The organism is Kitasatospora sp. NPDC059817, assembly GCF_042731835.1.
Taxonomy (GTDB): Bacteria; Actinomycetota; Actinomycetes; order Streptomycetales; family Streptomycetaceae; genus Kitasatospora.
The window spans coordinates 34,533-45,670 of sequence record NZ_JBHWIR010000011.1 but is presented as its reverse complement, the minus strand read 5'-3'; the positions used below and the strand labels follow the sequence as shown (position 1 = coordinate 45,670).

Annotated in this window: 11 protein-coding genes; 6 read left to right on the top strand and 5 right to left on the bottom strand. The window is 76.5% G+C overall.

Translation table 11 applies throughout. The annotated features are described in order from the left end of the window. Positions 1 to 151 precede the first annotated feature (151 nt). From ACFV61_RS04175 to ACFV61_RS04155, 5 genes are all read left to right on the top strand, one after another. Positions 152 to 1,369: a glycosyltransferase family 4 protein gene (locus tag ACFV61_RS04175; RefSeq protein ID WP_380490052.1), complete on the top strand. Its 1,218-nt coding sequence runs from the start codon at positions 152 to 154 to the stop codon at positions 1,367 to 1,369. Beyond that, positions 1,366 to 2,592, top strand: a complete 1,227-nt coding sequence (locus ACFV61_RS04170; RefSeq protein ID WP_380490050.1) for a glycosyltransferase — start codon at positions 1,366 to 1,368, stop codon at positions 2,590 to 2,592. Before ACFV61_RS04175 ends, ACFV61_RS04170 begins: the two co-directional genes overlap by 4 nt. Beyond that, entirely contained in the window at positions 2,567 to 3,448 is an 882-nt protein-coding gene (locus ACFV61_RS04165; protein WP_380342460.1) for an SGNH/GDSL hydrolase family protein, read from the top strand. The genes ACFV61_RS04170 and ACFV61_RS04165 overlap by 26 nt, the downstream gene beginning before the upstream one ends. Before the next feature lie 108 nt (positions 3,449 to 3,556). Continuing rightward, entirely contained in the window at positions 3,557 to 4,672 is a 1,116-nt protein-coding gene (locus tag ACFV61_RS04160; RefSeq protein ID WP_380490048.1) for an NUDIX domain-containing protein, read from the top strand. A gap of 128 nt (positions 4,673 to 4,800) precedes the next feature. Next, positions 4,801 to 5,217, top strand: a complete 417-nt coding sequence (locus ACFV61_RS04155) for a DUF6188 family protein (RefSeq protein ID WP_063350273.1) — start codon at positions 4,801 to 4,803, stop codon at positions 5,215 to 5,217. A gap of 80 nt (positions 5,218 to 5,297) precedes the next feature. On the opposite strand, the gene ACFV61_RS04150 is transcribed toward ACFV61_RS04155, so the two are convergent. The 5 genes from ACFV61_RS04150 to ACFV61_RS04130 form a co-directional block, all read right to left on the bottom strand. Then, positions 5,298 to 5,672 (bottom strand): hypothetical protein, encoded by a 375-nt coding sequence (locus ACFV61_RS04150; protein ID WP_063350272.1) that lies wholly within the window; start codon positions 5,670 to 5,672, stop codon positions 5,298 to 5,300. A 77-nt stretch (positions 5,673 to 5,749) separates the two neighbouring features. After that, positions 5,750 to 6,193, bottom strand: coding sequence for a roadblock/LC7 domain-containing protein (locus ACFV61_RS04145; protein ID WP_363370967.1), 444 nt, complete (start codon positions 6,191 to 6,193; stop codon positions 5,750 to 5,752). A 34-nt stretch (positions 6,194 to 6,227) separates the two neighbouring features. Further along, positions 6,228 to 7,277, bottom strand: coding sequence for a hypothetical protein (locus tag ACFV61_RS04140; protein ID WP_380490046.1), 1,050 nt, complete (start codon positions 7,275 to 7,277; stop codon positions 6,228 to 6,230). Positions 7,278 to 7,365: 88 nt separating this feature from the next. Beyond that, positions 7,366 to 7,749 (bottom strand): hypothetical protein, encoded by a 384-nt coding sequence (locus tag ACFV61_RS04135; protein WP_063350270.1) that lies wholly within the window; start codon positions 7,747 to 7,749, stop codon positions 7,366 to 7,368. Between the two features lie 643 nt (positions 7,750 to 8,392). Then, positions 8,393 to 9,001, bottom strand: coding sequence for a TetR/AcrR family transcriptional regulator C-terminal domain-containing protein (locus tag ACFV61_RS04130; protein WP_380490043.1), 609 nt, complete (start codon positions 8,999 to 9,001; stop codon positions 8,393 to 8,395). A 211-nt stretch (positions 9,002 to 9,212) separates the two neighbouring features. On the opposite strand from ACFV61_RS04130, the gene ACFV61_RS04125 reads away from it, so the two are divergent. Continuing rightward, a complete protein-coding gene (locus ACFV61_RS04125) occupies positions 9,213 to 10,823 on the top strand; it encodes an amidohydrolase (protein WP_380490041.1) in 1,611 nt (536 codons plus the stop codon). The last annotated feature ends 315 nt before the right edge of the window (positions 10,824 to 11,138 follow it).

Genomic DNA, 11,138 nt, shown 5'->3' with positions numbered 1-11,138 from the left:
CGCGCCCCCCGCGGTCCCCATGCTGGCGGCGGGTCGCCATGGCGGGGGCCGGGTGCGGCCGCTGTCCGGGGTGCCAAATCGCCGACCCGCGTTCGCTTGTACGACAGATCCCTTTGGCCGGGTGCACGCCGGGCGCGGACAGAACTCTGGCATGCGCGTCGTCATCGTCACCGAATCCTTTCCGCCCGAGGTCAACGGAGTCGCCCACAGCGTGCTGCGGACGGCCGAGCATCTGGTCCGCCGGGGCCACCAGCCACTCGTCGTCACCCCCGCACCCGCACGGGGCGCCGCGTGCCCGCCGCACACCTTCGGCGGCTCCGAAACGGTGGAGCTGCCGGTGGTGCGCATTCCGTCGGTGCCGCTGCCCGGGTACCCGCAGGTGCGGATCGCGCTGCCGAGCCGGCAGCTGGCGGCCGCCGTCGCCGGGCACCGGCCGGACATCGTGCACCTGGCCAGCCCGTTCGTGCTCGGCGCGCGCGGGATGCAGGTCGCGGCCCGCCTCGGCGTCCCCGCCGTGGCCGTCTACCAGACCGACCTCGCCGGGTACGCGCACGCCTACCGGGCCGGGCGGGGCCTCGGGGAGGCGGCCGCCTGGCGGCGGATCCGGGCCGTGCACCGGGCCGCGGCCCGGACGCTGGCGCCGTCCACCCCCGCCGCCCAGGACCTCACCGCGCACGGGGTGCCCCGGGTGCAGCTGTGGCCGCGCGGGGTGGACTCGGTGCGGTTCCACCCCCGGCACCGGGACGAGGCGCTGCACCGGGCGCTCGCCCCGGGTGGCGAGGTGCTGGTCGGGTACGTCGGGCGGCTGGCGCCCGAGAAGCGGGTCGACCTGCTGGCCGCCGCGTCGGCCCTGCCCGGGGTGCGGGTGGTGGTGATCGGGGACGGGCCGTCCGGGCCCGGGCTGCGGGCCTCGATGCCCGGCGCGGTCTTCCTCGGCCGCCGGACCGGCGAGGAACTGGCCCGCTGTTTCGCGACCCTGGACGTGTTCGTGCACACTGGCCCGCTGGAGACCTTCTGCCAGACCATCCAGGAGGCGATGGCGAGCGGCGTGCCGGTGATCGGCCCGGCCGCCGGCGGCCCGCTGGACCTGGTCGCGCACCACCGGACGGGCCTGCTGGTGCCGCCCCGGGACGGCGCCGCGGCGGCCCGGGCGGTGGCGGAACTGGCCGCCGACCCCGGGCGGCGGGCCGCGTACGGGCGCGCCGGACGGGCCGAGGTGACCGCGCGGACCTGGGAGGCGGTCGGCGACCTGCTGCTGCGGCACTACGCGGAGGTCCTCGCCGAGCACCGGGGCACACCGGTGGCTCCCCCTGCCGCTCCCCCGGCGGTCGTCGAGCCGGTCGCCGTCGTGGAGGAGCTGCCGGCATGACGGACACCGCCGACCGCGAGCCACTGACCATCGTGCGGCTCGCGAACTTCGTCACCCCGGTCTCCGGGGGCCTGCGCACCGCGCTGCGCCACCTCGGCGCCGGCTACCTGGCCGCCGGGCACCGGCCGGTGCTGATCGTGCCCGGGGAGCGGCGCAGCGAGGAGGAGTGCGAGCAGGGCCTGGTGGTCACCCTGCCCGGGCCGGTGCTGCCGGCCAGCGGCGGCTACCGGGTGCTCACCGACCGGCGGGCGGTGGCCGCCGAACTGACCCGGCTGAAACCCGACCGGCTGGAGGTGTCCGACCGCACCACGCTGCGCTGGACCGGCAGTTGGGCCCGGCGGCACGGCGTCCGCTCGGTGATGGTGTCGCACGAGAGCGCCGTCGGGCTGCTGCGCGCCTGGGGGCTGCCCCGCCCGCTCGCCGACGCGGCCGCCGACCGGCTCAACGCGGCGACGGCCCGTACGTACGACGCGGTGCTCTGCACCACCGACTGGGCGGCGGCGGAGTTCCGGCGGATCGGCGTGCCCAACCTGGTCCGGGCCCCGCTCGGCGTGGACCTGGACACGATGCGCCCGCTGCCGCCGGCCGCGCGGGCCCGGGAGCGGGCACGGTACTGCGGGCCGGACGACGTGCTGCTGGTGCTCTGCTCCCGGCTCTCGGCCGAGAAGCGGCCCGAACGGGCCGTCGAGGCGCTGGCCGCGCTGCGGGCCCGGGGGCTGCCGGCCGTCCTGGTGGTGGCCGGGGCCGGACCGTTGCGGGACCGGCTGGCGGCCCGGGCGGAGCGGCTGCGGCTGCCGGTGCGCTTCCTCGGGCACCTGGGCCGGCGGGAGGAACTGGCCAGGCTACTGGGCTGCGCGGACGTGGTGCTCGCGCCCGGGCCGGTGGAGACCTTCGGGCTCGCCGCGCTGGAGGCGCTGGCCTGCGGGACTCCGGTGGCGGTCAGCCGCTCCTCCGCGCTGCCCGGACTGATCGGCCTGGCCGGGATGGCCGCCGCCGACACCGGGGCCGGATTCGCCTCGGCGGTACGGGAGTTGCTGGCACGCCCGGAGCAGGCGCGGCGGGCCGGCGCCCGGGCCCAGGCCGAGCGGTACGGCTGGCCGGCCGCGGTGGCCGCGTTCCTCGCGGCCCACGGCGTGCGAAACCCCGGCATGCGGAACCCCGGCGTGCGCAACCCCGGTGCGGTGGAGGAGGGTTGGGATGAGCGTGCTCGGCACCGGGCGTGACCGGTCCGCGGACGGCCGCCCGGCCACCAGCGGGCCGGTGCGGTTCGTCGCGCTCGGGGACTCGCTGACCGAAGGGGTCGGGGACCCGGTCGGCGAGGGGTGGCGCGGCTGGGCCGCCGTCCTGGCCCGGTCGCTGGCACCCGAGGGCGGCGTCGAGTTCACCAACCTGGCGTGCAGCGGCGCCCTGACCGCTGATCTGACGAATCGTCAACTCCCCGCCGCACTGGCACTGCGGCCGCGGTTCGCGGCCGTGGTGGTCGGCGGCAACGACACCCTACGGGCGGGCTTCGACATCCGGCGCACCACCCTGGAGCTGGACGCCACCCTGGGCGAACTCTCCAGCCACGGCGCCGTCCTGCTGACCGCCTGCCTGCCCGATCCGGGCACCCTGCTCCGCCTGCCCGCGCCGCTGGCCCGACCGCTGGCGCGGCGGATGCAGGCCGTCAACACCGTCGTGCACGCCCTCGCCGCCCGGCACCGGGCGGTGCACCTGCACATCGCCGAGCTGCCCTGGTGCGCGCAGCGCCGGCTGCTCAGCGTCGACCGGCTGCACCCCAGCGCCGAGGGCCACCACCTGATCGCCCGCCGGTTCCACGAACTGCTCGCCGCCGCCGGCCACCCCCTCGGCCCGCCGCCCGTCGACACCCCCGCCGAGGCTCCACCCGGCCGGGCCGCCGACCTGTGGTGGATGGCCACCCAGGGCACCCGCTGGGTCGCCGCCCGCAGCACCGACCTGCTGCCCGGGCTGCTCGCCCTGGCGGCGGCCGAAGGCCTCGCCCGGCTGCGCGGGTCCAGCGGGCGGCACGACGAGCAGATGGCCCGCGCGGCGGCCCAGGCCCTCGCATCACTGGGGTGAGGCGGCGCGGGCTCGGCTAGGACGGCTCGTGGGGGGAACCATGAAAGGGGTCCGCCGAGTCGTCGGGGGGACACGGCCTTCGAACCGGGCCTGACGGAGGGAGCAGCGGTGGACGCGTCATCCGGGAGCGGGCGGGAGTTGCTGGCGGCGGCGGGGGTGCTCTTCCCGGACGAGCGGGGGCGGGTGCTGGTGGTGCGGTTGCCGTACGACCGGAAGCATCCGGTGGCGATCCCGGGCGGCGGGTGGGAGCCGCAGGACCGCTCGCCCCGGGAGACCGCGCTGCGCGAGGTGGTGGAGGAACTCGGGTTCACGCCCCGGCTGGGGCCGCTGGCCTGCGTCGACTGGACGCTCGACCACTTCCGGCCGCCGATCGCCGCGTACCTGTACTGGGCGCAGCCGATCACCGCCGAACAGGCCGCGGCGATCCGGCCGGACGCGGCGGAGGTCGGCGGCTGGGCCTGGCTGACCCCGGAACAGGCGGGCCACGCGCTGCCGCCCCTGCTGTCCCGCCGGGTCACGGCCTGCCTGCGGGCGCCGCGGTCGGCCGGTCCGCTGGAGCTGGAGGACAGCAGGCCCGTGGGGCACACCCTCGACCACCTGCCGGCGGACGAACCGCCGCCCGCGTACACCGGGCTGGCCGACGCGCCAGCCCTGGGCTCCGCCCCCGGCGGGCCCGGGTACGAGCCGCCGATGGACCGGGCCACCTACATCGCCACCCGCCCGCGGATCCGGGCCAAGGCGCGGGCCCTGTTCACCGACGACGCCGGGCGGGTCCTGCTGGTCCGGCTGCGGCCGTGGGACGGGCCGCGCGGCCGGGTGCCGTACTGGACGCTGCCGGGCGGCGGGATCGAGGCGGACCGGGAACTGCCCCGGGCGGCCGTCCGGCGCGAGATCCGCGAGGAACTCGGCTGGGAGGTCGAACCGGGGCGGCTGCTGGCGCTGGACTGGCAGCCCGGGGCGGCCGCCGACCCGGAGGCCGACCCGGCGACCGGGCGGGACACCGCCGTGCTGGTGTCCGTGTTCGACGGGGGCACGGTGACGGAACGGATGCTCGGTTCGATCGCGCTGCCGGAGGAGGAGCTGGTGGAGTGGCGGCTCTGCGGCCCCGCCGAGGCACGGGCGCTGCTGACCGGCCCGTCCTGGGCCCGGACGGCCGCCGCGCTGGCCGCGCGCAAGCGGGCGGGCGGGCCGGCCGAGCTGGTGCGCGGACGCGCCGCCGGGTAGCGGCGGGCGGGCCGGGCGGGTCTAGCGGGTTCAGGAGGGCAAGTCAGGCGGGCCGGTCGGGCGGGCCGGTCGGGCGGGGCTGTTGGGCAGGGCGGACAAGGCCGGGTCGGGTGGGTCACACTGGGGCCATGCAGAACGGGATCACGCAGCACGGGATCACGGAGGCACTGGCCGGCCGCCGGGTGGCGTCGGTCAGCGGCGGCGACCGACTGGACCTCACCCTCGACGGACCGGTGACCGTCCGGGTGGCGCACGAGTTCCGCCTCGCCGCGCCCTCCTTCACCGCCCCGGCGGAGGTCGAGCACTACTTTCCGGCGCTGACCGTCCGTCCGACCGGCACCCTGCTCGCGCTCGTCGGCCGGACCGTCGACACCGCCGAGATCACCCTCGCCGGCGGCCTGGAGCTGGCCTTCGCGGAGGGCGGCGCGCTGTCCGTCCCGCCGCACGCGCAGCTCGCGCCGTGGAGCGTGGAGACCGCCGAGGGCGCGGTGTGCGCGGGGCTGCCGGGCGGCGAGGTCCGGTGGACGGCGCCCGGCGCGGCCTGAGCCGGCGCCGGGCCGACGCGTCGTCCGGTCGGACTCTCCGGCCTGTCCGAGCTTTTCGAGCTGTCCGCCTGTCCGACCTGTCAGACCTCCAGGTCGGCCTCGATCCTGGTGAGCTGGTGGCGGGCCATCGCCAGGTTGGCCCGCGCCTTGTCCAGCGCCAGGTAGAGGAAGAGGCCCTTGCCGGTGCGGCCGGCGAGCGGCCGGATCAGGTGGTACTGGCTGCTGAGGGTGATCAGGATGTCCTCGATCCCGTCCTGTAGGCCGAGCATGTCCATGGTGCGCATCTTGGCGCGGACCACGTCGGTGTTCCCCGCCGCGGCCACGTTGAGGTCCAGCCCGCCGGGGCCGTCGAGGGTGGCGAGCGCCATTCCGCTGTTGTAGTCCACGAGTGCCGCGCCGATGGCGCCCTCGATGCTGGTCATGGCCTGCTTGAGCGCGCCGGCTGCGTCGGTCATCTGGGTAACTCCCTTTCGGTGGTGGGGTGCTGGGGTGATAGGTACGGTCGGGCCGGGGGCCTGGCCGGTCAGGCCGGTCAGGCCGGGTCGCGGGGGTCCTTCGGCAGGAGGCTGTCGCTGAGCAGCCCGGCGATCCGCTGGGCCGAGCGGCGGGCCTCCAGGTGCAGCCGGCCGACGTTGACGTCCGGGTGCGCCAGCAGGGCCAGCACGCAGCTGCCCCCGGCCGCGTAGGTGGCGACGTAGCCGTGCTCGCCGCGCACCAGCGACTCGCGGAACTCGCCCTGGCCGGTGGTGTCGGCGAGCCGTTGGGCCAGCGACAGCGAGGCCGCCGTCATCGCGGCCAGGCCGGAGGGTTCCGCCCCGTGGGTGTCGTGCGCGACCAACAGGCCGTCCACGCTGGCCACCAGGCCACCCGCGAGGTGCGGGACGCGCTGCTTGACGGCGCGGAGCTCGGCGAGCAGTTCGGTCTCCAAGGCGATCAGTTGTCTCCTTCCGACACGCTGCTTGAGCACCCGCCTCATGGCCGGGACGGCGGGGTCGCGGGTGGAGAGTGGTTCAAAGTCGGGCCTCCAGAAGGGTTCGGACCCGGGTCAGCAGCGCGATGTCCGGGTCGGGGACGGCCAGCGGCGGGTGGGCCGCTGCCGTGGTGGGCGGGCGATCGGAGCGGGTGGGGGCCACGGGACCGGACGGCGTGGCGCCGGTGAGGGTGGCGCCGGGGACCCGGCGGTGCAGGCCTCCTCCCGGCGGGCGAGCGGGAGCCGGCGCCTCGGGAGCCGACGCCTCGGCTTCCGCGACGGGCGCCGCGGGCCTCGGCGCCCCAGGTGCCCCAGGTGCCGCGGGTGCCCCAGATGCCCCAGGTGTCGCGGCGCTCGGTGCCACCGCCGACGCGGCCGCCGGTGCGGCGTGCCGCGGGGCGTCGAGCAGCCCGGCGGCGGCCAGGCGGCGGACGTCCGCCGTGACGCCGAAGCCGGACCGGCCGAGCAGGCGCGCCAGGTCCGCCGGGGTTCTTCGGCCGTCGGCGTGGTCCAGCAGTTCGCGCCGGCGGCGGCCGGGCGGGCGGTGCGACGGCCGTGGGACCGGCACCACCGGGCGGACCGGCGCGGTGTCGAGCTGCGGCCAGGGCCAGATGCGTTCCAGCAGCCGGCCCCGGCGCTCGACCTCGCGGCGCAGCCGGCCGGGGTCGACCGTGGCCACCGGGCCCAGCCAGTGCCGGGCGTCGGGCTCGAACCGCCAGACGCCGCCGGTCCGGTCGGCGAGGACGAAGAACGCGGCGTCGAAGAGCGTGCCCAGGTGGCCGAGTTCGAGCTCGCCCCGGGTGAGAAGCCGCCGTTCGACCAGTGCCTCACCGACCCGGGCGCGCGGGCCGTCGAGCCGGAGCAGCTCCGCCCACTGCCCGGGGGTGATCCGGCCGCAGCCGGTGAGGAGTTCGGCCAGGCCGGGCGCGCGCGGGGAGTCGGCGTGCGCCACCTGGCCGTCGACGAGGTGCAGGCTGCCGAGCGGGCCGCACAGGGCGCCGGTGGCGCGGCGGGCCGCGAGCAGGCCGAGGGCCTCGCCGGGGGTCTGCGGCGTGGCGGGCGGGCGGACGGCGGCGGGCGCGGCGTTCATCGGGGCCACCGCCCGGTGGAGCGCGGGCGGCGGGGGCGGCCCGTCCGGCGTGCTGGCCGAAACCCGATGGCCGCGATGGGCGTCCCGCTCACCCCAGCACCAGTTCCTCGGCGAGCGCCTGGAGGCGGTAGCGGGCGGCGGCGAGGTTGCCCTGGGCGCGGTCGAGCCAGAGGTGGAGGACGAGGCGGCTGTCGAAGACGGTGTCGATGAAGCAGATGAGGTGGTAGCTGCGGCCGGCGGTGACGATGACGTCCTGTAACGGCGACCGCCGGTCCTCCGCCCCGGTGAAGGTCTGGCTCTCAACGGCCGCTCGTACCAAGTCGGTTGTCTCGGCGGCCGCGGTCTCGTGGTCACCGGTCGGGCACTCGCCGAGGCTGCCGAGTGCGAGTCCGCTGCTCCAGTCGACCAGGCTCGCGGAGCGTGCCCCGGAGATCGACATCGCTCCGGCGAGGCATTCGTCGATACCCGGCACACCGGCTCCTTCGAGGGGGTCTGGGCAGCCGGGCGCAGCACGGCACGGCCGGGCCGCCACCAGCAGTGGCGGGCTCGACACGGAAGGCTACTGCCGGATTCCATATGACGAACATTCCAATGGCATATTCACATCAGTAGCGTCCACTTCCGGCCAAGGTGTGACAGGACGTCAGCCACCGCTGCCGGGCGAACCCGCTGGCCCGGGGACGGTCGCGGACCGCAGCCCACCGCCACCCGCCGACCACCTGGCAGGGGAGCTTGGCCGAGAACCGGCCGCACGGCAGGGTTTCGACCGCCGACATGCGATAGGGGGACCGGGCAAACAGGTCCACACCACCGGGTCGCCGCACGCCGACTGCCGCCGGAGCTCCCGGACATGACGAAGGGGCCCGTTCCGCTGGACGGAACGAGCCCCTTCGGGTGGAGCGCCAGGCCCGGGTCGCACGGACTCTTCCTACTGAAAGTAGGACGTGCTCTGGTAGCACCGCTGACGCCTGCTCGGGAGTTTGTTTCCCTCCCGACGAGAAGAACATTAGCAGGTCATCACGCCTGCTCAGAAACCGGATGGAGGAACGGGACCGGACCCGGCGGAACTGCGGCGACCCAACCCCGGCGCGCCCCGGCTCCAGCACGGAGGGCGGTCAGGGCAGCAGCGCCCGGTAGCCCGCGATCAGGGCGGTGAGGCCCAGCTCGAAGGCCCGGTCGGCGCGTTCGCGGCCGGCGGGGACGGCATCGAGGGCGTCGGCCAGGCGCGGGGTGGCGTCACGGTCGACGGCGTCGACCATGACGTCCGGGGCGACCAGGTCGAGGGCGGAACCGAGGATGAAGCTCTCCAGGGCGGTGATCACGCCCATCACGTCCCGCGCGGCGAAGCCCGCACCCTCCAGGGTGGCGACGGCACGCTCGTACAGCTCGTGCATGAACGATTCGGCGAGCGGGGCGGTGGCGAGCAGGCGGACGATGCCAGGGTGTTCGGCGAAGGCGTCCCGGTAGGCGTGCGCCCAGGTGCGCAGCGCCGCGTCCCAGGGCTGGTCCCACATCGACTGCTCGCCGATGGTGCGGACGAGTTCGGCGCGCATCAGGGCGACGATCTCGGCCCGGCCGGCGACGTGGTGGTAGAGCGCGGAGGGGCTGACCTTGAGGGCGCCGGCGAGGCCGGGGATGGTGAGGTCGCCCGACTGGTCGACCAGCCGCAGCGCGGTGTCGACGATGCGCTGCCGGTCCAGCAGGGGTGTGCGCGGCCTGGCCATGCCGGTCCCTCGTCTTTCGGGGAGTTTTTCGGGGAGCCCTTCAGGGAGCCTTCCGGAGAACCCTCAAGATCATCGTTACCCAAGCGTTACTGAATGGCTTTCAATAAAACTCTTCCGCACCCGCCGGTGCCGCGCCTACGGTAACCGAACCCCATTCGGTTTAGGCAGGTCGCCCTCGTCGCCTGCCGCGACCCGGAGAGGACGCTCCCCCATGCGTGCCGACACGATCTTCACCGGCGGCCGGATCCACACCGGAGACCCCGCCCACCCCGCCACCCACGCCCTCGCCGTCACCGCCGGGCGGATCACCGCCCTCGGCGACGCGGCGCTCGCCCTGCGCGACGACCGCACCGAGACCGTCGACCTGGCGGGCGGCGCCCTGCTGCCCTCCTTCGGCGACGGCCACCTCCACCCGCTGATCGGCGCCATCGGGCTGCGCGGCGTGCCGGTGCGCGACTGCACCAGCCTGGAGGAGGTCGTCGAGGCCGTCCGCACCTGGGCCGCCCGGCACCCCGAGGCCGAGTGGATCACCGGGGACGCCGTCGACCCGTGGCTCGCCGAGGGCGGCCTGTTCGACGCCCAGCTGCTCGACGCCGCCGTCCCCGACCGGCCCGTCCTGCTGCGCACCATGGACCACCACACCGGCTGGGCCAACAGCGAGGCGCTGCGCCGCGCCGGGTACGGGCCGGACACGCCCGACCCCGTGGGCGGCGAGATCGTCCGCCGCCCGGACGGCGCCCCGCTCGGCACCCTGCGCGAGTTCGGCGCCCTCAACCCCGTCCTCGCGCTCGTCCCGCCGCTCCCGCTCGCCGAGCAGGTCGCCGCCCTGCGCGAGACCACCGCCGCGCTCGCCGCCGCCGGGCTCACCTGGCTCCAGGACGCCTGGATCGAGCCCGCGCAGGTCGACACCTGGCTCGCCGCCGTCGCCGAACACGACCTGCCCGTCCGGGCCGGGCTCGCGCTGCTGCTCGAACCGGACGGCTGGCGCGCACGGCTCCCCGCCCTGGCCGCCGACCGGGAGCGGGTCGAGGCCGGCGGGCGCGGCCGGCTCACCGCCCGGGCGGTCAAGTTCTTCGCCGACGGCGTCGTCGAGTCCGGGACGGCCGCCCTGCTGGCGCCCTACAGCGACTGCCCGCACTCCCACGGCGTCGCCAACTGGACCGGCGCCGAACTGGCCGACGCCGTCACCGCCGTCGACGCGCTCGGCTTCCAGCCGCACATCCACGCCATCGGCGACCACGGCGTCCGGATCGCCCTGGACGCCGTCGAGGCCGCCACCCGCCGCAACGGCCTGCGCGCCCGCCGCCCGGTGATCGCCCACGTCCAGCTCGTCGACCCGGCCGACCTGCCCCGCTTCGCCGAACTCGGCGTGATCGCCAACTTCGAACCGCTGTGGGCCCAGACCGACCCGCTGATGACCGAACTCACCCTCCCCCGGCTCGGCCCCGAGCGCGGCGCCCGGCAGTACCAGATCGCCGCCCTGCTGCGCGGTGGCGCCCGGGTCTCCTTCGGCAGCGACTGGCCGGTCACCCGTTACGAGCCGCTGGCCGGTCTCGCCACGGCCGTCACCCGGCAGACCCCGGACGGCCTGCCGGCCGGCGGCTGGCTGCCCGAGGAGCGGATCGGCCTCACCGAGGCACTCGCGGCGTACTCGGCGGGCGTCGCGCACCAGGCCTTCGAGGAGGCGGAGTGGGGCGTGCTGCGCCCCGGGATGCGGGCCGACCTGGTGCACCTGGCGGCCGACCCCTACGCGGTGCCGGCCGCCGAGCTGGCCGCCGTCCCGGTGGCCGGGACCTGGCTCGGCGGCCGACGCACGCACTGACCCCCCGGGATCCCCCCGTACCCGCCCGCCGGAACGCCCCCCACGGCGTCCGCTCCCCGTCGACCGCCCGCACCCGATCGGCGGCCGACCGCTCTACCCTCGTCCGTACGACCCCAGGAGAGCTCCCCCATGACTCTGCCCTCCGACGCGGCCTCCCCGACCGCACCCGGCTCCCCCCGCACCGGCCCCGACACCGGCCGCGCCGGACCCAGCGCCGGGCCCCGCCCCGCCGGGCCCCGCCCCGCCGCCGGCCGCGCCCCCGGCCCCCCCCGCCGGGGAGGGGGCGGGGTCGGCGCCCGCGGGCGCGTATACACA